This window comes from Enterobacter sp. A103, assembly GCF_034427535.1.
Classification (GTDB): Bacteria; Pseudomonadota; Gammaproteobacteria; order Enterobacterales; family Enterobacteriaceae; genus Enterobacter; species Enterobacter asburiae_B.
Map to the genome: position 1 here is coordinate 101711 of NZ_JAXQPQ010000004.1, position 21143 is coordinate 122853.

A 21143-nucleotide genomic window follows, 5' to 3' on the forward strand; every position below is an offset into this window, starting at 1 on the left:
GTCACTCCGGTTAATTACCGCTTATCGCCTGCTCAATCGTCCGGGCAACGATCTGCGGCTGGCTCACCATCGACACGTGGCTTGCCGCCACCTCGGCGGTTTTCGCATGGATCGTCTTCGCCATCGCCCGTTCCAGATCGGGGTTGATCATTCGGTCATTCTTGCTGACCACATACCAGCTCGGTTTATCATGCCACGCCGCGTGGGCGACCTTTTCACCAAACGCCTCGGCCTTAATCGGCCCCTGCGTGGCTGCAATCGTATCTTGAATGTCTGGCTTCACGTCAGGCGCGAAGTCCTTTCTGACGGCTCCTGTCGGCAGGTATAAATAGCCGTCCGCCGTTTTAGCAATGCCCGCGCTGCCCGGCGGGGCAGGATAGCTTCCTGCCAGATCCGCCGTCGACTGGCCGGAATCCGGCGCGAACGCCGCCACATACACCAGCGATTTTACCCGCGCATCGTTGCCCGCCTCGCTAATCACGGTACCTCCCCAGGAGTGGCCCACCAGCACCACGTTACCCTGGGCGCGGGCGATGGCCCGCCGCGTGGCCGCAACGTCATCCTTAAGCGACGTGAGCGGGAGCTGGACGGCAATGACCTCGGCGTGCTGCTTCTGCAAAAGAGTAATCACCTTACTCCAGCTGCTGCCGTCGGCAAACGCGCCGTGCACCAGCACGACGCTGGTTTTACTTTCCGCAAAGGCGCTGGCCGAGGCCAGGGCAAGCAGGGGGAACAGCAAATAATGTCGAATCATCGGTCTCTCTCCTCATCGGTTCTGAATGGCGACAGGGAAAGAAAACCATTTTTATGTATCGGAGATATTTGCCGGAGGCGGCGTTTTGTACCCGTTTGTCAGCGTGGCGCTCTGGATACAGTGCGATACAGTTTGCCTGCCTGGACGACGCACAATCGCTATCGCCAGCCCGGCAATCACCAGCGTCAGGCCCGTTGATACCCACATTGCACCTGCGATCCCCAGCGTTTTATTCAGCCACGCATAGGCAAACGGTGAGGCTGCCGCCATCAGCTGGCCGGGGATCAGCAGCATCCCCGTGCGGCGGGCATAGCTTTCGGTGCTAAACAGCTCCAGCGGCAGGGTGGCTTTTACGATGGTGACCAGCCCGTTGATGGCGCCGTAGCCCAGTACAAACCCGGCCGCACACCACGCAAACAGGGCGCTGCTCATCCCCAGAAGAAAGCAGAGCGGCATGGCGAGCGCGGTAAAAAGCGTCAGTTTGAAGGGGGTTAAGCGGGCACCCGCCAGCACTTCCAGCGAGCGGGCGCCCGTCTGGCCGACTCCCCACAGCATGCCGATGGCGACCGGCAGGCCGAAGTGGGCAATAAACTCCGGCAGATGGGTGGAGGTGCCGTTAGAGACAAAGGTGATGATGGCAATGAAGGCAGCATAAAGCCAGCCGTTACGCCGCTCGTTGTTAAGAGGCGGCGCGGTGACCTTTGTCGTCACCGTCAGCCGCTGCCGGGGAAGCGTTCGAATCAGCATCGCGCTCAGCAGGCCGAAGAGCGCGTAGACGCGCAGCGCCTCCTGCCAGCTCATGACCTGAAGCAGAGCATCGCCCAGCGGCCAGAAAACGGCGGAGGCCAGCCCGCCCGCCAGCGTGACGCGTGAGATTGTTCTTCGCGCCTGCTGCCCGTAGAGGTTTACCAGCGCGGCGAACAGCGCGTCGTACAGCGACAGGCGCATCCCTACGCCGCCGATCAGCCAGGCGCAGTACCAGCCAAAAAGCGTCTGGGTATATGCCATCCCTGCGCAGCTTGCGGCGATCAGCAACGTGCCGCTCATCACCACTTTCTGACCGCCAAAGCGTGCCAGCAGGCGGGCGACAAACGGAGAAACCGCCGCCATCACCAGCATTGCCAGCGTCAGGCCGAGGTAAATCTGCGGTGATGACCATCCCCGGTCGGCTGAAATCGCCAGCGCAAAGGTGCCGGGCATATAAAACGAGATCCCCCAGTTGATGAGCTGATTACATCCCGCCGCGAGGGCGAGGCGGCGTGGCAGGGCGGGTGTTTCCATTGTTTTTCATTCCGTTATGCAGTTGTCCTGAGCATAACTCGCGCGCTATTGTGCTGGCAGGGCAGCAACCTTATGCGCGGTATAAGAGAAACTTTGAATGACAACGCTTAATCTGGGCTATCTCGCCACCTTCCGTCTGGTGATCCAGCGCGGCAGCTTTTCAGCGGCAGCGGATGCGCTGGGTATTTCCCAGCCCGCCGTCAGCCTGCAAATACGTCAGCTGGAGCAGTTTCTGCAAACGCGGCTGGTGGAGCGTACCGGGCGGGGGATTAAGGCTACGGCTGCCGGGCAGGCGTTGCTGGCGCATGGGGAGCGTATTCAGCTGGCGGTAGATGACGCCATCCGGTCCGTGAGCGCATTCAGCCAAGATGTGAGCGGCACCATTACGCTTGGCACGGGGGCAACGGCCTGCATCCATCTTCTGCCGCCGCTGCTGGAGAAGCTGCGTCGAGACTATCCGCTCCTGAGCGTGGGGGTGACGACGGGCAACACCCTCGACATCGTCAGGGCCATCGAAGAGAACCGGCTCGATATGGGGCTGGTGACGCTGCCGGTGAGCGGCAGAGCGCTGGACGTCATGCCGGTAATGGACGAAGAGTTTGTTTGTATCGCGTCGCGGGAGCAGCAGGACGCTTTCAGTGACTTTACCCCGGAGGCGCTGCACGCTCAGCCGCTGATTGCCTTTGAATCAGGCAGCGGTACCCGGGCGCTGATCGATGGCTGGTTTGCGGCGAATGGATTAGCGATCGCACCGGTGATGCAGCTTGGCAGCATCGAGGCGATCAAACGCATGGTTCGCGCGGGTCTGGGCTACAGTATTGTGCCGCGAATGGCGGTCGAACAGGATGCCGATCGCGAAGGGCTATGCGTGATGTCGCTTACGCCTATGCTGCAGCGGCAGCTGGCGGTGGTAATGCGGCAGGATAAAATCCTCAGCAAAGGGATCGCGGCCATTATTCGGCTCGTGCAAGATCCTACGGCTGTTTAGCGATCGGCGGTGTCGACGGTCAGGCTGGATTGCTGCGACTGGGTTTTGTCCTGATGGTGGTACCAGGCGCCAATTGAAGAGTAAACGAAGCGGCCAAAGAAAAACAGGAAGCTGATGAGCAGTATGATGCGGGTCATTCGGGTATTAAATTGATGTCGTTTGCGCATACGCGTGACCTGACTCACTCTGTTTTTCCTGGATAAGCCCTTTTGGGCGACAAGGATATTAAGGCACAGCGGGAAGGCGGGGTCAATTCTGCTGTGTGTAAATAACCGTCAATGTTTACATTGATTAATGTTATTGAAATTAATTAATGCATTTACCATATTGATAATATGAAGAAAATAATTTCAAAAAAACGCCGCAAAAAGTTATTTGCGTAAAGTAGTTTGATTTAAGTCAACGGCTTCCCGGCCCTGATATTTAAAATCCTTCCTCCATACAGTTCGCCCCTCACCTTGCCGGGCGGCGCGTACGTCAGGTTGGATGCCTGTCTTTATTTTCCCTCTGGAGCGAAAGGGGTTTAACCGGGCATCTATGAACATTCTGGCTTTCCTGAAAAAAAATGAAAACCGCTGGTGGGCATTACCGCTTATTTTACCGGTGGTTTTACTTCCCGTGCTGAGCATTGCGAATACGTTCACGCAGCTGGGCGACGGCATTGCGGCACTCTATTATTTACCCCTCTCATTTTTGCTTTCGCTGATGATGTTCTTTGGCCTGGAAGCGCTGCCCGGGATCGTATTGTCGCTGTTTATCCGCTATTACCCGTCGGTCGGTATGTTTGAAACCGTCGCGGGGATCCTCCATTTTGTCGTCCCTTTAGTGCTCAGCTGGGGTGGCTACCGGGTGTTTGCGCCCAGACGGAATATGACCGCGTACGGCGACGTTCGGCTGATGGCGCAGCGCATCTTCTGGCAGGCGTTCTGCCCCGCGACGCTGTTTCTGGTGCTGTTTCAGTTTGCGGTGTATTTAGGCGTGTATGAGAGCCGCCAGAGCCTTGCGGGATTAAACCCCCTCAATATTCGCACGCTCATCAACTATCAGACGCTGCTGGTCAGCGGCCTGACGGGCGTGCCGCTGAGCTATCTGCTGATCCGCCTGCTTCGTCATCCGCGCTATATCAAAAGCCTTCTCTCGCAGATCCGTTCCGAGATAGACAAAAAGGTGACGGTCGTTGAGTTGTTGGTGTGGGCTATCGCGCTTGGCGGGCTGCTTTCGCTGCTGCTGCTTCCGATGAATGAGAACAGCTCCATTTTCACCACCAACTACACCCTTTCCCTGCTGATGCCGGTGATGCTCTGGGGCGCGATGCGTTTTGGCTATAAGCTAATTTCGCTTATCTGGACGCCGATACTGCTGGTGTCTATTCACTATTTTTACCGCTATATCCCGGTGAACCCGGGGTATGACATTCAGCTGGCGATCACCTCTTCCAGTTACCTGGTCTTCTCCTTCGTGGTGATTTATATGTCGATGCTGGCGACCCGGCAGCGCGCGGCGAACAAACGCTCCCGCAGGCTGGCGCTGCTCGACCCGGTCGTCCATATGCCTAACCTGCGGGCGCTGTCGCGCGATCTGGCGAAAAACCCGTGGTCGGCGCTCTGCCTGCTGCGCATTCCGGAGCTGGAAATTCTGGGCCGAAATTACGGCGTGTTGCTGCGGATTCAGTACAAGCAGCAGCTGGCGCAGTGGGTGAATGGCATTCTCCAGCCCAATGAGCTGGTGTATCACCTGACCGGGTATGACCTGGCGGTACGGCTTAACGCGGAATCGCATCAGCAGCGGATTGAAGCCCTGGACGAGCACATCAAGCAGTTCCGCTTTGTCTGGGACGGCATGCCGCTGCAGCCGCAGGTGGGCGTGAGCTATTGCTATGTCCGGTCCCCGGTTAACCATCTTTATCTGGTGCTGGGCGAGCTGGGCGTGGTTGCCGACCTGTCGCTCTCATCCAACCATCCGGAAAACCTTCAGCAGCGTGGGGCCGTCCATTTGCAGCGCAACCTGAGGGATAAAGTCGCGATGATGAGCCGCCTGCAAAAGGCGCTTGATAACGACGAATTCACCCTGCTGGTTCAACCCGTTCGCGGCATGCGTGGCGATTGCTATCACGAAGTCCTGCTCCGGATGCCGGATATAAACGGGCTATTGATCTCCCCCGACCAGTTCCTGCCCGTCGCGCAGGAGTTTGGTCTCTCCTCGCGGGTAGATTTGTGGGTGCTCGAGCACACCCTGCGTTTCCTGGCCGCGCATCGCGAAAGACTGCCCGGCCAGCGCTTTGCCATTAATCTTGCCCCGTCGACCGTGTGTCGGGTGCAGTTTCCGCTTGAGGTGAGTCGCCTGCTGGCGAAATACGCCATTGAGCCGTGGCAGCTGATCTTTGAAGTGACGGAGTGCAGCACCTTTTGCAATGCGGAACAGGCGCTACACATCCTCCGGCAGCTGCAGAAAATGGGGGTACGTATTGCAATTGATGATTTTGGCACCGGCTATGCGAGCTATGCGCGGCTGAAAAGCGTGGACGCGGATATTCTCAAGATTGACGGCAGCTTTATTCGCAATATCGTCAACAACAGCCTGGATTATCAGATTGTGGCGTCTATCTGCCATCTGGCGCGCATGAAGAAAATGCTGGTGGTAGCGGAGTATGTCGAAAGCGAAGAGATACGTAGCGCGGTTCACGCGCTAGGCATCGATTATGTGCAGGGTTATCTGATTGGCAGACCGGCACCGCTTGAGTCACTGCTGGAAGCAGAGGCGTCCACCGCGGACGCCTGAGCCGTTACGCGGCGACGTCGGCGCTCTCTTCTTCAATTTTGAGCAGCCAGCCGGTGACCGCTTCCCAGTACTGCTGCTCTTTTTCCAGGTCCAGCAGGACCAGCGCGTTCTGGCTGAACCAGTCGTGCGGGAAGCTCAGCGTCCAGTGGTGGTCGTCGGTTTTAAGCTTCAGCGTAGGCGGCGTGGTGGTGGCCTGACGCTGGTTATTGAGCAGCACGCCCAGACGCAGCAGCTGAATAAGCGGCAGGAACTGTTTTTTCTTGAACAGCGTAAAGCGCGGCAGGTCGTCGAGCTTGATGGCCTTGCGGTGATAACGCACCAGGGTCGCCATCATGGTTTGCTGCTCCTGGTTGAAGCCAGGCAGATCGCTGTTTTGCAGAATGTAGGCCGAATGGCGGTGCATCCCGCTGTGGTTGATGTTCAGCCCCACCTCGTGCAGCATCGCGGCCCATTTCAACAGCGCGGCAAGCTGCGGGTGCGCGAGCTTCGGATTCTGCTCCTGCCACTGTTCGTACATCTGCACCGTGGTGTCCAGCACGCGCTTCGCCTGTTCACGGTCGATGTTGTACTGGTTGGCCAGGCTTTGCGCGGTGCGGCTGCGAATATCCTGATGGCGGAAACGGCCTTCCATCTCATACAGCACGCCTTCACGCAGCGCGCCGTCCGACAGACGCAGCTCTTTTATGGCGAGGGCATCAAACACGCCGCAGAGAATAGCCAGCCCCGGCACGAATACCGCTTTACGCTCGTCGGAAAGACCCGGCAGGCTTAAGGCGTCAAAACTTTTATGCTTCAGCACTTCTTCGGTCAGCAACGTCAGGCGTTCGGGCGTAATAAACCCGTCTTTTTCACCCATCCCCAGCAGCACTTCATGCGCCGCCTTGATGGTGCCCGACGCGCCCAGCGCCACGTTCCAGCCCTGGATACGGTACTGCCAGGCCAGATTTTCCAGCTTCTGGACAGCCGCCATACGCGCGCGCTGGAAGTTCTCGCGGGTGATGGTGCCGCCCGGGAAATACATCTGCGCGAAGCTGACGCAGCCCATACGGCGGCTTTCCACCAGGCGCGGCTCAAAGTCTTCGCCGATCACCAGCTCCGTTGAGCCACCGCCGATATCGATAACCAGCTTGCGCCCTTTTTCCGGCTGGGTGTGCTCAACGCCCATGAAAATCAGACGCGCTTCCTCGTTGCCGGAGATGATCTCAATCGGGTAGGGGATCACTTTTTCGGCCCGCTTGAGGAACTCCGGGGCGTTCAGAGCCTGGCGCAGGGTGTGGGTGCCCACGATGCACACGCTGGAGGGCGAGAAGCCCTGCAGGCGTTCAGCAAACAGCGACAGGCAGTTTAACCCGCGCTCCATCGCCTCTTCGCTGAGCATGCTGCGTTCATCAAGACCATCCGCCAGGTGTACGCGCTGCTTCAGACGACCGATGATCTGCAGCGCGCCATCCACCTCACGGGCGATGACCATGTGGAAACTGTTAGAGCCAAGGTCGACCGCGGCGAATTCCTGCGGGCGTGGAGTCTTATCATTTATCGGCATAGGTTAATCGGGTTGCTCGAGTGATTTGATATAATCGTAAATCGCCAGTTGCGACCGCACTTTGCGGCGGTTGCCGCGCGGTACATAGCGGTTACTGAGTTCTTTGTCGATATAGCGTGCTTTCACGGTATCGCTGAACAGAATCTCGATGATGTCGAGGATCTGCTGCTTCAGACGCGGATCCAGCAGCGGTGCCGCGACTTCAATACGGTAGTCAATATTGCGCGTCATCCAGTCTGCCGAAGAGAGATAGACCTGTTTATCACCCGCATTATCAAAAATATAGATCCGATCGTGTTCCAGGTAACGGTCAACAATGCTGATCACGCGAATATTGTCGCTGATGCCTTCCAGTTCCGGGATCAGCGAGCACATGCCGCGGATTAGCAGGTTAACCGGCACGCCGGAGCTGGACGCTGCATACAGCCTGTCCACCAGCCCTTTGTCGACCAGGTTGTTAAGCTTCAGCGTGATGCCGGACGACAGCCCTTTCTGGGCATTGGCGATCTCTTTATCGATCATATCGTACAGCAGGCGGCGCGAGTTCTGTGGCGAGACCAGCAGATAGTCAAAGCTCACCGGACGGTACGGGTTTTCGATAAAGTTAAAGACCCGGCGCACTTCGTTAGTGATGCGGGCGTCGGCGGTTAAGAGCGAGTAGTCGGTATAAATTCGCGCCGTTTTCTCGTTAAAGTTCCCGGTACCGATGTGGGCATAACGCACTACATCGTCGCCCTCTTTACGGGAAATCAGGAACAGCTTGGCGTGAATTTTCAGCCCCGGCGCGGAGAAGATGACGTGCACACCGGCTTCCGTCAGACGGCGCGCCCAGTGAATATTGGCCTCTTCGTCGAAGCGCGCCTGCAGCTCAACCACCACGGTGACCTTTTTGGCGTTGTGCGCCGCGTGGATCATCGCGTCGATGATGCGGGAATCTTTTGCCACGCGGTAGATGTTGATTTTGATCGCCAGCACGCTCGGATCGAACGAGGCCTGACGCAGCAGTTCGAGCACGTGCTCAAACGTGTGATACGGATAGTAAAGCAGCACATCGCGTTCGCGAATGGCGTCGAATCCGTTGCGGAATTTATCGAACCACAGATGGCGCAGGCGCGGCAGCGGCTTGTTCACCAGATTGGCTTTGCCGACGTTCGGGAAGCCAATAAAGTCTTTAAAGTTGTGGTAACGACCGCCCGGCACGATGGAGTCATAGCGCGAAATGGTCAGTTTCTCGCGCAGCATCTCCACCATGGCGTCCGGCATATCGCGCTGATAGACAAAACGGACCGGCTCGGCCGTCAGGCGCTGTTTCAGGCTGGAAGACATCAGCTCCATCAGGCTGGCTTCCATCTCGTGCACCAGGTCATATTCGGCGTCACGGGTCATCTTCATCGAATAGGCGTTTAACGCATCGTAATCGAAGAAGCCTTTGAAGATGTCGTCCAGACAGTAGCGCAGGATGTTATCCAGCAGGATCATCGGCTTGCGTCTGCGCGGGGTTTCCGGCGGCAGGTTCACAAAGCGGGGCACCTTGTCGGACGGGATCTCCAGCAGCGCGTAACGGATAGACTCACCGCGAATAATTTCCACCGCCAGGTAGGTGTAATCATCCTTCAGGAACTGAACCAGATCGGTTTCGCGGTTGATCAGAATCGGGGTAATGTGCTGGCGCAGATAGTGTTTGAAGTAGTGGCGCAGCCAGTTTTGTTGGTTAACGGAAAGCTGGCGTTCGTTAATCAGGAAGATTTGATTGCGCGCCATCTCCAGCAGCAGTTCGTTATACAGGCCGTCAAATTCCTGATCGGCTTTCAGTACGCGGGACTGGATTTTGCCCAGCAGATGCCGCGAGTGCGAGTTTAAGCCCTGTTCTTCGCTGATGATGATGCGTCTTTTCAGCTCGGCAAAGCGAACCTTGTAGAACTCATCCAGGTTGTTGGAATAAATGCCCAAAAAACGCATGCGCTCGATAAGCGGGTTACTTTTGTCTGCCGCTTCCTGGAGTACACGTTCGTTAAATGCTAACCAGCTTAGCTCTTTCTCGATATATAACTTTTCCTGACCCATTACAGCTCACACTCCAGTTCAATCACAGGACGTGGTAAATCCGTCTCGTCCTTATTATGGCGAGCATTTCCACGATATGTCCAACAGTGCCAGAAAAGTATGACAGTTATTTTTTTGTTGGGGATTTTAGAAGGTTGGAGAAGGGAATATCGGGTAATGCAATGTACAGGTCGGGTAAGCGCAGCAGCGCCACCCGACGTAACAAACTACTCTTCGGCCGCATAACCCTGCGGGGGTAACTTCACGCCGTCCAGCCAGGCTGCGCCGTCGCGCATCTCGAGACGCCCGTCGACAAACCAGCTGACCACCAGCGGGTAAATGGCGTGTTCCTGGGTCTGCACGCGTTCGGTCACGTCTTCTTCGCTATCGCCGTCAAAGACCGGAACTTTGGCCTGCAGGATCACCGGACCGCCGTCCAGCTCGTCGGTAACGAAATGCACGGAGGTGCCGTGCTCCTCATCGCCGTTTTCCAGAACCTGGCGATGGGTGTGCAGGCCGGGATATTTCGGCAGCAGGGAAGGGTGGATATTCAGCAGACGACCAGCGAAGTGTTCGACGAAGGCCGGGCTCAGAATACGCATATAGCCCGCCAGCACGACCACGTCCGGCGCGTAGGCATCAATCTCATGCACCAGCTCGCGGTCAAAGGCTTCACGCCCGGCGAACTGGCTGGCTTCCAGCGCGTGCGCGGGAATGTTCGCTTCCCGCGCGCGCTCAAGGCCGAACGCGTCGGCCTTGTTGCTGAAAACTGCCCGAATGGTGCCATTGATTTTCTTCTGCTTGCAGGCGTCTATGATGGCCTGCAAATTGCTTCCGTTGCCGGAAATGAGCACCACGATGTTTTTCATTCAATGACCACACGCTGTTCGGAATCGGAAGCTTTAATCGTACCGATTTTCCACGCGTTTTCACCTTTTTCAGTCAGCAGCTTAACCGCTTTATCCGCTTCGCTTGCCGGCAGGGCGATAACCATACCTACGCCGCAGTTAAAGGTGCGGTACATTTCGTGAGAGCTCACGTTGCCCGCGGTCTGCAGCCAGTTAAACACGGCTGGCCACTGCCATGAGGATTCGTCGATCACCGCCTGGGTGTTGTCCGGCAGGACGCGCGGGATGTTTTCCCAGAAGCCGCCGCCGGTCAGGTGAGCGATAGCGTGAACGTCGACGTTCTCGATAAGCTCAAGCACGTTTTTCACGTAGATGCGGGTCGGCGCCAGCAGATGGTCAGCCAGCGGTTTACCGTCCAGCTCGGTGGTCAGCGGATCACAGCCGCTCACTTCGAGGATTTTACGCACCAGGGAGTAGCCGTTGGAGTGCGGGCCGCTGGAGGCGAGCGCAATCAGCACATCGCCATCGGCCACTTTGCTGCCGTCGATAATTTCTGATTTTTCTACTACGCCGACGCAGAAGCCCGCGACGTCATAATCTTCGCCGTGATACATGCCCGGCATTTCTGCGGTTTCACCACCGACCAGCGCACAGCCGGACTGCAGGCAGCCTTCGGCGATACCGTTAATCACGCTGGCAGCGGTATCCACGTCCAGTTTGCCGGTTGCGTAGTAATCGAGGAAGAACAGCGGCTCTGCGCCCTGTACCACCAGGTCATTCACGCACATCGCGACCAGATCGATACCGATCGTGTCGTGACGTTTTAAATCCATCGCCAGGCGCAGTTTAGTGCCTACACCGTCAGTACCCGAGACCAGAACAGGTTCACGATATTTTTGCGGCAGCGCGCACAGTGCGCCGAAGCCACCCAGACCACCCATCACTTCCGGGCGGCGGGTTTTTTTCACCACACCTTTGATTCGGTCAACCAGCGCATTACCTGCGTCAATATCAACACCGGCATCTTTGTAGCTGAGAGAAGTTTTGTTGGTCACGGCTTAAATCCCCACGCGATTGCATAGCTAGTAAGAAAAATCGGCGCAATTCTAACAGTCCAGGCAAACGTTTGCGAGCCTATTCTGGACGTGGGGATCTTTTTTTCTGTGTACCTCGTGAATGCAGCCAAACTTGACTCTGTTCACGAAAATGAAACCGGTTTCTGAGAACTGCTTGCAACGATTATTCCCTTTGCACATCATCGAACTGAAACCGGTTTCTGTAATTGTTTTTGCAGAAAATAACGCAGAATGAGGGAAAGCGAATGTCGGGATTTAAAGCAGATTTTCTGTGGGGCGGGGCCGTTGCGGCGCACCAGCTGGAAGGCGGCTGGAAAGAGGGCTGCAAGGGCGTGAGCGTCGCCGATGTGATGACCGCGGGGGCGCACGGCGTGCCGCGTGAAATCACCAACGGCGTGCTGGAGGGGAAAAATTATCCTAACCATGAAGCCATCGATTTCTACCACCGCTATAAAGAAGACATCAGACTCTTTGCCGAGATGGGGTTCAAATGCTTCCGCACCTCTATTGCCTGGACGCGGATCTTCCCGAAAGGTGACGAGCTTGAGCCTAACGAGGCTGGCCTGAAATTCTATGACGATCTGTTCGACGAATGCCTGAAGTACGGCATCGAGCCGGTTATCACCCTGTCTCACTTCGAGATGCCTTTCCATCTGGTTACGGAATACGGCGGCTGGCGCAACCGTAAGCTGATCGACTTCTTCGTTCGTTTTGCAAAAGTGGTGTTCCAGCGCTACCAGCATAAGGTGAAGTACTGGATGACCTTCAACGAGATCAACAACCAGGCTAACTTCCACGAAGACTTTGCGCCGTTCACGAACTCCGGGCTGAAGTACGCGCCGGGTGAAGACCGTGAGCCGGTAATGTTCCAGGCGGCGCACTACGAGCTCGTGGCCAGCGCCCTGGCGGTGAAGGCGGGGCGCGAGATTAACCCGTCGCTGCAGATTGGCTGCATGATTGCCATGTGTCCTATCTACCCGCTGACCTGTGCGCCGGACGATATGATGATGGCGATGAACGCCATGCACCGCCGCTACTGGTTCACCGACGTGCACGTGCGCGGCAAGTACCCGCAGCACCTGCTCAACTACTTCGAACGTCGCGGCTTCGCGCTGGATATAACCGAAGAGGATAAAGCCGCGCTGAAGCAGGGCTGCGTCGATTACATCGGCTTCAGCTACTACATGTCCTTCGCCACCAAGGCGACGGCGGACAACCCGCAGCTGGATTACGACGAAAGCAAGAGCCTGGTCTCTAACCCGTACGTGCAGAAATCCGACTGGGGCTGGCAGATTGACCCGGTCGGGCTGCGCTACTCCCTGAACTGGTTCTGGGATCACTACCAGCTGCCGCTGTTTATCGTTGAGAACGGCTTTGGCGCGATCGACGTGCAGGAGAGCGACGGCACGGTGAACGACCAGTACCGTATTGATTATCTGGCCGCCCATATCCGCGAGATGAAAAAAGCGGTGGTGGAAGATGGCGTGGATCTGATGGGCTACACCCCGTGGGGCTGCATCGACCTGGTGTCTGCCGGCACGGGCGAAATGAAAAAACGCTACGGCTTTATCTTTGTGGATAAAGACAATGATGGAAACGGCACGCTGAACCGCAGTAAGAAAAAATCGTTCGACTGGTATAAGCAGGTGATTGCGAGCAACGGCGAGAACCTGTAATTGTCGGGTGGCGCTAACGCTTACCCGACCTACACTACACGTAGGCCCGCGTAAGCGCAGCGCCACCGGGCAGAACCCCGCACCCAAGCCGGAGTCTCGCCTCCGGTTTTTTTGTCTCTAAATCACTTTGCTTGATATACGTCAAGCAACATGGGTATGGCCTAATCCGAAAAAAGCGGTATAATCCCGCGATTTTTTTGCGGACGCCACCTCAGAGGAGAAAGAGAATGAAGATTGTGGAAGTGAAACACCCACTCGTTAAACACAAGTTGGGCCTGATGCGTGAGCATGACATCAGCACGAAGCGTTTTCGCGAACTGGCATCTGAAGTCGGCAGCTTGCTGACCTACGAAGCGACCTCTGATCTGGAAACAGAAAAAGTCACCATCGAAGGCTGGAACGGCCCGGTGCAGGTTGAGCAGATCAAAGGTAAGAAAATTACCGTGGTGCCAATCCTGCGTGCCGGTCTCGGCATGATGGAAGGCGTGCTGGAGCACGTGCCAAGCGCGCGTATCAGCGTGGTGGGTATCTACCGTAACGAAGAAACCCTTGAGCCGGTTCCTTACTTCCAGAAGCTGGTCTCTAACATCGACGAGCGCATGGCGCTGGTGGTTGACCCAATGCTCGCGACCGGTGGCTCTATGATCGCCACCATCGACCTGCTGAAAAACGCGGGCTGTAACAGCATTAAGGTGCTGGTACTGGTTGCCGCTCCGGAAGGGATCGCGGCGCTGGAAAAAGCGCACCCGGACGTTGAGCTGTATACCGCCTCTATCGACCAGGGCCTGAACGAGCATGGGTACATCATCCCGGGGCTCGGCGATGCCGGCGATAAGATCTTTGGTACGAAATAATCGAATAACGATAAATAAGCCGACTTTGATAGTCGGCTTTTTTTTGAATAAAACACCAACAATACTACACAGAGGAAAACACTATGACGCGCCGTGCTATCGGGGTGAGTGAAAGACCGCCGCTTTTACAGACTATCCCGCTTAGTTTGCAGCACCTGTTCGCCATGTTTGGCGCAACCGTGCTGGTGCCAATCCTGTTCCACATTAACCCGGCCACCGTGCTGCTGTTCAACGGCATCGGTACGCTGCTGTACCTCTTTATCTGTAAAGGCAAAATCCCGGCGTATCTCGGGTCGAGCTTCGCCTTTATCTCGCCGGTGTTGCTGCTGCTGCCGCTGGGTTATGAAGTCGCGCTGGGCGGCTTTATCATGTGTGGCGTCCTGTTCTGCGTGGTGTCCTTCATTGTGAAGAAAGCCGGTACCGGCTGGCTGGACGTGATGTTCCCCCCTGCGGCGATGGGCGCCATCGTTGCCGTCATCGGTCTTGAGCTGGCGGGCGTCGCGGCGAATATGGCCGGTCTGCTGCCTGCTGACGGCCAGTCACCGGATTCCAAAACCATTATCATCTCGCTGGTAACGCTGGGCGTGACGGTGTTTGGCTCCGTGCTGTTCCGCGGCTTCATGGCGATTATCCCTATCCTGATCGGCGTGCTGGCGGGCTATGCGCTCTCCTTCGCGATGGGCGTGGTGGACACCACCCCGATCGCTCAGGCCCACTGGTTTGCGCTGCCAACCTTCTATACGCCACGCTTTGAATGGTTTGCTATTTTCACCATTCTGCCTGCGGCGCTGGTGGTGATTGCGGAGCACGTCGGCCACCTGGTGGTGACGGCGAACATCGTTAAGCGCGATTTAATCCGCGACCCGGGTCTGCACCGCTCCATGTTTGCGAACGGTTTTTCCACCATCATCTCCGGTTTCTTCGGCTCTACGCCAAACACCACCTACGGTGAGAACATCGGCGTGATGGCGATCACCCGCGTCTACAGTACCTGGGTTATCGGCGGCGCGGCGATTATCGCCATTCTGCTCTCCTGCGTCGGCAAGCTGGCGGCAGCGATTCAGATCATTCCGGTGCCGGTGATGGGAGGCGTTTCTCTGCTGCTGTACGGCGTGATCGGCGCCTCCGGTATTCGCGTGCTGATTGAATCCAAAGTGGATTACAGCAAGGCGCAAAACCTGATCCTGACCTCCGTTATCCTGATCATCGGCGTGAGCGGCGCGAAGGTGCACATTGGTGCGGCCGAGCTGAAGGGCATGGCGCTGGCGACCATCGTCGGCGTGGGCTTGAGCCTGATCTTCAAGCTGATCTCGGTCATCCGCCCGGAAGAAGAAATTCTGGACGCGGACGAAAGCGAAAAAGCGTCACATTGATCGTATTACCGGGCGAGGGATCGCCCGGTTCTCTCCTTGCAGGTTCCGTGTTAAACTCCATTCCGATTTTACGTAGGATCTCTGGTTGAGGTATTTCTGAACGGACCGGCACAGCTCTCTCTGCCACTCTATCTCCCTGACGACGAAACTTTCGCGAGTTTCTGGCCGGGTGATAACCCCTCTTTACTGGCTGCACTGCAAAACGTGCTGCGCCAGGATCACAGCGGATACATCTATATCTGGTCACGCGAAGGCGCGGGGCGCAGTCACCTGCTGCATGCCGCCTGCGCGGAGCTTTCGGCGCGCGGTGATGCGGTAGGCTACGTGCCGCTGGATAAACGCACCTGGTTCGTGCCTGAGGTGCTGGAGGGAATGGAACATCTCTCGCTGGTCTGCATCGATAATATCGAATGCGTGGCGGGGGACGAGCCGTGGGAAATGGCGATCTTTAACCTCTACAACCGCATTCTGGAATCGGGTAAAACCCGGCTGCTGATCACCGGCGATCGTCCGCCGAGACAGCTCAATCTGGGGCTGCCGGATCTGGCGTCTCGTCTGGACTGGGGGCAAATCTACAAGCTCCAGCCGCTGTCGGATGAAGATAAGCTTCAGGCGTTACAGCTGCGCGCAAAGCAGCGCGGGTTTGAGCTGCCGGAGGACGTGGGGCGCTTCCTGCTCAAGCGGCTGGATCGTGAAATGCGCACGCTGTTTGACACGCTCGATCAGCTCGATCGCGCCTCCATTACCGCCCAGCGCAAGCTGACCATTCCGTTTGTGAAAGATATTCTCAAGCTTTGAGTTTGTTCGCCCGGTGGCGGCTGCGCCTTACCGGGCCTACGAAAACCTGCCGCCCTTTGTAGGCCGGGTAAGGCGTAGCCGCCACCCGGCTAAAGATCTCCCATCAGGTGTTCCACCAGCATCGGGATCGGTCTTCCCGATGCCACGCTCCTTCCGCTCTCTCGCCACAGCGCCGTACCGCTGATATCCAGATGCGCCCACGGAATGGTCGGCGGGCAAAAGTGGTGCAGCAGCCACGCCGCCGATGCACTGATTGCCGCATTGTTGGTCGGCGTGTTGCACAGATCGGCAATGGCGCTGTCGGTCTGTTTTTTCAACCGCGCATCCAGCGGCAGGGACCATACTTCATCGCCGCTCTGCTTACCCGCCAGCGTTAGCGCCGCGCGCAGCGGTTCATCCTGCGTCATTAATCCGCTCAATTCATACCCAAGCGCTTTGACGACCGCACCGGTTAAGGTCGCCATATCAATAATATAGCGCGCCTGCGGATGGCGCTGGCTAGCCCAGGCGATGGCATCCGCCAGCACCAGTCGGCCTTCGGCATCGGTGTTGTTGATTTCAACCGTGGTGCCGTTGCAGGCCGTCGCCACCGTTCCGGGCTGCATGGCGTCCGGGCCGATGGCGTTTTCCGCCAGCGCCAGCACGCCCATGATGCGCACGGGCAGCGCCAGCTCTGCGATGGTCAGCATCAGGCCCAGCACGTTAGCCGCACCGCACATGTCGTATTTCATGGTGTACATGCCCGCGCCTTCCTTCAGCCACAGCCCACCGGTATCAAAGGTAATGCCTTTTCCCACATAGCAGCGCACCGGGCCGTCGTTGACGCCGTCATAATGGATCGCCAGCAGGCGCGGCGGACAGGTCGCCCCTTTGCCAACGGCGTGCAGCAGCCCCAGATCCTGCTCAGCAATAGCCTTTTCGTTCAGCACCTCGCAGCGCAGGGCGGGGAAGGCGGCACAGAGCCTTTGCGCCTCTTCCACCACAAACTGCGGCGTGCATCGGTCGGACGGGATATCCGCCAGACGTCGCGCCGCGACCATGCCGCGGGCGATGGCCTGCTGCTGGCGGAAGACACCCTCCAGTTTTGCCTGCTGTTCCGGCAGGCAGAGGGCGGTGATGCGCGTAAGGCGCACCGTGGATTCATCCGTTTTCTTCAGCTTCAGGTCGCTCAGCCTGTGCGCCTGATTAAAGAGAAAACGCAGCACCTGCGCCAGCACCACATCATCGATAGCAGTAACGTCCAGTATCAGCTCGGGGCTGACGGGCGAGGCCAGCAGCGGGCGCAGCGCCGTCAGCAATCCTTCGGTCAGGCTATCCTGCCAGAGGGCATCCGGCAGCAGGGTGATCCGGGCAAACGGGGCGCAGCCAAAGCGGGTGTCAGCGATGCTGGCAGACTCGCGCATTTCCGCGACAAGCGCCGTTTCGGGCAAATGCGTACAGGAGGCGGACGCAATCAAATGGCTTTGCGGAGCCGCGTCAGAAAGCGCGGTGATAAACTGATACGTAATCATCATGACTCCTCAATCGGCGCGCGGATCCGCGCGGCATAGGCCTGCATCCATTCATCGTCTACGGCGTAATAATGCGTTTTCTCCCGCAGGCGTTCGGTACGAAAAACGGTGAGGGGCTGGCGAGCCGTCGCCACCACAAACGAGAAGGTTTTGATGTTAGTGGCGGCCCCGAATTCGCCCCTGTTGTTCATGCACACCACGGAAAGATCGCCCGCGCGGCCAAAGCGCGACATCAGCTTGTCCTCCAGCTCGAACACCACCGAATCCGCCGCCTGCTGGGGCGTCATACCCTGCGCCATGCGGCGGACGATTTCGTAGCTGGTGCAGCCTTTCATCAGATCTTCACCGACGCCCGTGGCGGTGGCCGCGCCGGTTTCGCTGTCGCAGTAAAAGCCGGAACCAATAATGGGCGAATCCCCGAGTCGACCGCGTTTTTTCATGAACAGGCCGCTGGTGGAGGTGGCGACGCTCATTGACCCTTGTTTATCGAGGCCGATAATGCCGACGGTGTCATGCCCGTCGTAAGGGCTTAAGCCCTTATCCAGCGTCTCGCGGCAGCGTTTGCGGTAGTGCTGCATGGCGCGGTCAGTGAGCATAGTTTTGTCGGCAAAGCCCTGGCTCAGCGCCCATTCCCGCGCGCCCTGGCCGACAAGCAGGCTGTTGTAGCGCTGGCGGCTTAACGCATGCGCCACGCGCACCGGGTTGGCGATATCCACCAGGTTGCCCACGGCACCAAACGCCAGCGTATCGCCGTCCATGTAGGCGGCGTCCAGCTCCACTTCGCCATTTTCGGTGGGCAGCCCGCCGTAGCCGACGGATTTATAAAACGGAAAGTCTTCGACGGCGGCGACGGCATCCACCACCGCTGCAGAGACCGGTTTACCCGCAGCCAGCGCAGACGCAGACTCCGTAACGCCTTCAAGCGCCATTCTCCAGGTCGCGATAATTCCCCACATGCTTTACTCCTGTTTTGCAAGGGTGGTGTCGTTTTGCGTAACGGTGGCCATTTCCGCCGCGCGGTACTGTTTATCCACGATACGCATAAAAGGCAGGTACAGCATGGCGCCAATCAGCAGGTTGATAAGCTGCATGACGCTGCCGCTCAGGTGTCCGGTAACGATAAAGCCGCTGATAACCGGCGGCAGCGTCCAGGGAATAAACACCCCGGTGGTGACGGCAACCGCGCCAATCTTCATCGCCGTATACTGCACGGTGACCAGCACCAGCGGCACCAGGTTGAACGGGATAAGCATTATCGGGTTCATGATCACCGGCAGGCCAAACAGGATCGGTTCGTTGATGTTAAACACCGATGCCCCGGCGCCGAGGCGCGCCACTTCACGCATGTTTTTGCTGCGGGCGAAAATCAGCATCGCAATCACCAGCGACAGCGTGGCCCCCGCGCCGCCCATCCAGATCATGTCAAAAAACTGTTCGGTGATAATGTGAGGCGGCGTCGTGCCTGCCTGAATCGCGGCGATGTTGTCGGTCTGGTTCTCCATCCACAGCGGGCGAATGATGCCGTTGATCATCGAGCCGGAGTTAATGCCCACTGACCACAGAATGGTGATGCTGAACACCGTCATCAGCGCGCCAAAGTAAGAGGTGCCGTAGTGGCGCACCGGCGTGGCAACCACTTCGTAAATAAACTGGTGGATGGTGTTGTAGTGGGTGTTTTCAAAAACGATGCGGATACCCAGCACCAGAATCATCACCAGCAGGGCCGGGATCAGCGCGGCGAACGACTCCTGCACCGCCGGAGGCACGCCGTCCGGCATTTTGATCACCAGTTTTTTGCGCTTGAGCCAGCAGAACAGCTCCGTCCACAGCAGGGAACCGATCATCGCCACGAACAGCCCTTTGCTGCCAATCCACTCCACCGGAATGACGGTAATACCGCCGTTTTCCGCCACTTTGATAAAGGGCGTCAGGATGAGAAAGGCGACCAGCGCCAGGATACCGCAGGAGATGCGGTCTTCACCGTAGTGTTCCGCCAGGCGGAAGGCCACCAGGAAGCTGATGAACAGCGACATGGTGGAGAAGACCGCGTTGAACGGGATTTCAATAATGGCGCTCCAGCTCTCACCAAAGGCCTGAGACATAAACTGCTGATAGGCTTGATTCGGGAACGACGAGATCACCAGCAGAATAGAGCCGACGATGATAAACGGCATGAATGACACGTAGGCGCCACGAATGGCCCCGAGATGACGCTGCTGGGCCGTTTTGGCCGCCAGCGGCATCAGTTTTGCTTCAAGAAATCCCAGAACATTGTTCATTGTGAACTCCGTACAAGATTGAGGGGTGTTGTTTGTGTTATGTCTTAGGATTATCAGTGAAGCGCGGCGAGCGAAAGGTGAAATCGGTCACAAAGCAATCGCTGATGTAGTATAAATCTCATAAGATTGGTTCCGAGGATCCTGCGATGGAAATTAAACTGCATGCTAATGCCACCACGACGCCGCGCATCCGTCGCTATCTACAGCAGTCAGATAAAAGCGACAGGGAGCTGGCCACGGAGCTGGGTATTTCGGTCACTACCGTCAGGCGCTGGCGCAACCGCGAGCAGGTTTCGGATAATCACACGACGCCAAAAGTGATACACAAAGCATTGAGACAGGAGCAGGTTGCGCTGGTCAATGCCCTGCGGGATATCACTGGCGCCCCGCTGGACGAACTGCTGCAGATGGTCAATAGCGAACTCGGGATCGCCGTGTCCCGCGCGACCCTGAACCGCTACCTCAAACCGGCTTCGATAAAGCAGAAGGGCGCGACGTTGCAGGGAAAAAAGGCGCTGAAGGCAGGTATCGTGCCGCAAAAACTCCTGTTACATCATCAGCCTCTGTCGCTGCATATGGACGATGGCGGGGAACTGCATCTGCTGTGGGCGCGTGAACCCGTGAGCGGCTGGTGCTACGCCCGGCTGTACGCGGGCATTTCTCCGCAGCTGCTGGCCCACTGGGCGAACGACGCGCTGGCAGCCTGTCCGGCTGATATTCAATCTGTTGAGACTTTTGGTTTTGAGGTGAAGCTTGAGGAGCGTAATACCACCGTGACAGCGCATCCACAGCAATACCGCGCCGTTCAGGTTGATCTACCGCTATGTGAAATCATCCCACGTCTGAACTGTGAACCGGCAGGCGAGCTGTTGATCCAGCTGTGCGAATTTTACAACCGGGGAAAAGCGCAGAAAAAGCTGGGAGAGAGTACGCCGCAGGCCTTTCTGGAAGCGCTGCGGCATAAGGACTAGAGGATCTCGAGCACGTCTTCCGGCGGGCGTCCAATCCGCGCCTGGCCGTTCGCCACCACTATCGGGCGCTCAATCAGCTTTGGATTTTCAACCATCGCCTGGATCAGCTCAGCCTCGGTGAGACGGCTGTCATCCAGGTTAAGCGACTTATACAAATCTTCTTTCTGACGCATCAGCTCTCTTGCACTGCCCATTCTCAGCATGTGCAGCAGCTGGCGGAGGGTTTGCGCGTCAGGTGGGGTGTCGAGGTACAGCACCACTTCCGGCTCAACGCCGTTAGACTTCAGCAGGCTAAGGGTATCGCGGCTCTTGGAGCAGCGAGGGTTGTGATAAATTTTTACGGCGTCTGTCATGACGTGAATTCTCCTTT

General features: G+C 57.4%; 18 protein-coding genes. 7 read left to right on the top strand and 11 right to left on the bottom strand.

Annotated elements, in window-relative coordinates:
- Nucleotides 1-10: 10 nt before the first annotated feature.
- Together SPH27_RS13105 and SPH27_RS13110 are read right to left on the bottom strand one after the other, a co-directional pair.
- On the bottom strand, nt 11-754 hold the full coding sequence (locus SPH27_RS13105) for an alpha/beta hydrolase (RefSeq protein WP_182071359.1): 744 nt from the start codon (nt 752-754) through the stop codon (nt 11-13).
- 51 nt (nt 755-805) lie between these two features.
- The gene (locus SPH27_RS13110) at nt 806-2035 is read right to left on the bottom strand and encodes an MFS transporter (protein ID WP_182071358.1); all 1230 of its coding nucleotides are present in this window, start codon (nt 2033-2035) and stop codon (nt 806-808) included.
- A 97-nt stretch (nt 2036-2132) separates the two neighbouring features.
- Here SPH27_RS13110 and SPH27_RS13115 point away from each other — a divergent pair, with 97 nt between their 5' ends.
- On the top strand, nt 2133-3023 hold the full coding sequence (locus SPH27_RS13115) for a LysR family transcriptional regulator (RefSeq protein WP_182071357.1): 891 nt from the start codon (nt 2133-2135) through the stop codon (nt 3021-3023).
- Here SPH27_RS13115 and SPH27_RS13120 read toward each other — a convergent pair.
- On the bottom strand, nt 3020-3208 hold the full coding sequence (locus SPH27_RS13120) for a YfgG family protein (protein ID WP_029739958.1): 189 nt from the start codon (nt 3206-3208) through the stop codon (nt 3020-3022). The genes SPH27_RS13115 and SPH27_RS13120 overlap by 4 nt on opposite strands.
- Nucleotides 3209-3560: 352 nt before the next feature.
- Between SPH27_RS13120 and SPH27_RS13125 the strand changes: the two genes are divergently transcribed.
- Nucleotides 3561-5801, top strand: coding sequence for an EAL domain-containing protein (locus SPH27_RS13125; protein ID WP_096150423.1), 2241 nt, complete (start codon nt 3561-3563; stop codon nt 5799-5801).
- A 4-nt stretch (nt 5802-5805) separates the two neighbouring features.
- Here the strand turns inward: SPH27_RS13125 and ppx are convergent, their stop codons facing one another.
- The 4 genes from ppx to purM all read right to left on the bottom strand — a co-directional run bounded on the left by ppx (nt 5806) and on the right by purM (nt 11290).
- Nucleotides 5806-7344 carry an exopolyphosphatase gene (gene ppx, locus SPH27_RS13130; protein WP_182071356.1) on the bottom strand — a complete coding sequence of 513 codons (1539 nt, stop codon included), beginning with the start codon at nt 7342-7344 and terminating at the stop codon, nt 5806-5808.
- 3 nt (nt 7345-7347) lie between these two features.
- Complete coding sequence (gene ppk1, locus SPH27_RS13135; protein WP_033146179.1) at nt 7348-9408, bottom strand: polyphosphate kinase 1; 2061 nt, start codon at nt 9406-9408, stop codon at nt 7348-7350.
- A gap of 206 nt (nt 9409-9614) precedes the next feature.
- A complete protein-coding gene (purN, locus tag SPH27_RS13140) occupies nt 9615-10256 on the bottom strand; it encodes a phosphoribosylglycinamide formyltransferase (RefSeq protein ID WP_023308771.1) in 642 nt (213 codons plus the stop codon).
- On the bottom strand, nt 10253-11290 hold the full coding sequence (gene purM / locus SPH27_RS13145) for a phosphoribosylformylglycinamidine cyclo-ligase (RefSeq protein ID WP_008501643.1): 1038 nt from the start codon (nt 11288-11290) through the stop codon (nt 10253-10255). Before purM ends, purN begins: the two co-directional genes overlap by 4 nt.
- A gap of 266 nt (nt 11291-11556) precedes the next feature.
- On the opposite strand from purM, the gene SPH27_RS13150 reads away from it, so the two are divergent.
- The 4 genes from SPH27_RS13150 (at nt 11557) to SPH27_RS13165 (ending at nt 16012) form a co-directional block, all read left to right on the top strand.
- Entirely contained in the window at nt 11557-12987 is a 1431-nt protein-coding gene (locus SPH27_RS13150; protein ID WP_182071355.1) for a 6-phospho-beta-glucosidase, read from the top strand.
- Between the two features lie 227 nt (nt 12988-13214).
- Nucleotides 13215-13841, top strand: a complete 627-nt coding sequence (gene upp / locus SPH27_RS13155) for a uracil phosphoribosyltransferase (RefSeq protein WP_023308769.1) — start codon at nt 13215-13217, stop codon at nt 13839-13841.
- Between the two features lie 83 nt (nt 13842-13924).
- Nucleotides 13925-15214 (top strand): uracil permease, encoded by a 1290-nt coding sequence (uraA, locus tag SPH27_RS13160; protein WP_047060720.1) that lies wholly within the window; start codon nt 13925-13927, stop codon nt 15212-15214.
- Nucleotides 15215-15310: 96 nt separating this feature from the next.
- Entirely contained in the window at nt 15311-16012 is a 702-nt protein-coding gene (locus SPH27_RS13165; protein WP_211438414.1) for a DnaA inactivator Hda, read from the top strand.
- A gap of 89 nt (nt 16013-16101) precedes the next feature.
- On the opposite strand, the gene SPH27_RS13170 is transcribed toward SPH27_RS13165, so the two are convergent.
- The 3 genes from SPH27_RS13170 to celB are packed head-to-tail and all read right to left on the bottom strand — an operon-like array spanning nt 16102 to nt 19802.
- Nucleotides 16102-17523 (bottom strand): leucyl aminopeptidase family protein, encoded by a 1422-nt coding sequence (locus tag SPH27_RS13170; protein WP_182071383.1) that lies wholly within the window; start codon nt 17521-17523, stop codon nt 16102-16104.
- Nucleotides 17523-18479: a N(4)-(beta-N-acetylglucosaminyl)-L-asparaginase gene (locus SPH27_RS13175; RefSeq protein ID WP_039263716.1), complete on the bottom strand. Its 957-nt coding sequence runs from the start codon at nt 18477-18479 to the stop codon at nt 17523-17525. The genes SPH27_RS13170 and SPH27_RS13175 overlap by 1 nt, the downstream gene beginning before the upstream one ends.
- 3 nt (nt 18480-18482) lie before the next feature.
- The gene (gene celB / locus SPH27_RS13180) at nt 18483-19802 is read right to left on the bottom strand and encodes a PTS cellobiose transporter subunit IIC (RefSeq protein WP_182071354.1); all 1320 of its coding nucleotides are present in this window, start codon (nt 19800-19802) and stop codon (nt 18483-18485) included.
- A gap of 146 nt (nt 19803-19948) precedes the next feature.
- Between celB and SPH27_RS13185 the strand changes: the two genes are divergently transcribed.
- Nucleotides 19949-20773: a helix-turn-helix domain-containing protein gene (locus SPH27_RS13185; RefSeq protein WP_182071353.1), complete on the top strand. Its 825-nt coding sequence runs from the start codon at nt 19949-19951 to the stop codon at nt 20771-20773.
- On the opposite strand, the gene arsC is transcribed toward SPH27_RS13185, so the two are convergent.
- Entirely contained in the window at nt 20770-21126 is a 357-nt protein-coding gene (gene arsC, locus SPH27_RS13190; protein ID WP_182071352.1) for an arsenate reductase (glutaredoxin), read from the bottom strand. The genes SPH27_RS13185 and arsC overlap by 4 nt on opposite strands.
- Nucleotides 21127-21143 lie beyond the last annotated feature (17 nt).

What these genes read in the sequence shown, in the direction of transcription:
- SPH27_RS13105 (WP_182071359.1), bottom strand. Translation starts at nt 754, where the DNA reads ATGATTCGACATTATTTGCTGTTCCCCCTGCTTGCCCTGGCCTCGGCC.
- SPH27_RS13110 (WP_182071358.1), bottom strand. Translation starts at nt 2,035, where the DNA reads ATGGAAACACCCGCCCTGCCACGCCGCCTCGCCCTCGCGGCGGGATGT.
- SPH27_RS13115 (WP_182071357.1), top strand. Translation starts at nt 2,133, where the DNA reads ATGACAACGCTTAATCTGGGCTATCTCGCCACCTTCCGTCTGGTGATC.
- SPH27_RS13125 (WP_096150423.1), top strand. Translation starts at nt 3,561, where the DNA reads ATGAACATTCTGGCTTTCCTGAAAAAAAATGAAAACCGCTGGTGGGCA.
- ppx (WP_182071356.1), bottom strand. Translation starts at nt 7,344, where the DNA reads ATGCCGATAAATGATAAGACTCCACGCCCGCAGGAATTCGCCGCGGTC.
- ppk1 (WP_033146179.1), bottom strand. Translation starts at nt 9,408, where the DNA reads ATGGGTCAGGAAAAGTTATATATCGAGAAAGAGCTAAGCTGGTTAGCA.
- purN (WP_023308771.1), bottom strand. Translation starts at nt 10,256, where the DNA reads ATGAAAAACATCGTGGTGCTCATTTCCGGCAACGGAAGCAATTTGCAG.
- SPH27_RS13150 (WP_182071355.1), top strand. Translation starts at nt 11,557, where the DNA reads ATGTCGGGATTTAAAGCAGATTTTCTGTGGGGCGGGGCCGTTGCGGCG.
- upp (WP_023308769.1), top strand. Translation starts at nt 13,215, where the DNA reads ATGAAGATTGTGGAAGTGAAACACCCACTCGTTAAACACAAGTTGGGC.
- uraA (WP_047060720.1), top strand. Translation starts at nt 13,925, where the DNA reads ATGACGCGCCGTGCTATCGGGGTGAGTGAAAGACCGCCGCTTTTACAG.
- SPH27_RS13170 (WP_182071383.1), bottom strand. Translation starts at nt 17,523, where the DNA reads ATGATTACGTATCAGTTTATCACCGCGCTTTCTGACGCGGCTCCGCAA.
- SPH27_RS13175 (WP_039263716.1), bottom strand. Translation starts at nt 18,479, where the DNA reads ATGTGGGGAATTATCGCGACCTGGAGAATGGCGCTTGAAGGCGTTACG.
- celB (WP_182071354.1), bottom strand. Translation starts at nt 19,802, where the DNA reads ATGAACAATGTTCTGGGATTTCTTGAAGCAAAACTGATGCCGCTGGCG.
- SPH27_RS13185 (WP_182071353.1), top strand. Translation starts at nt 19,949, where the DNA reads ATGGAAATTAAACTGCATGCTAATGCCACCACGACGCCGCGCATCCGT.
- arsC (WP_182071352.1), bottom strand. Translation starts at nt 21,126, where the DNA reads ATGACAGACGCCGTAAAAATTTATCACAACCCTCGCTGCTCCAAGAGC.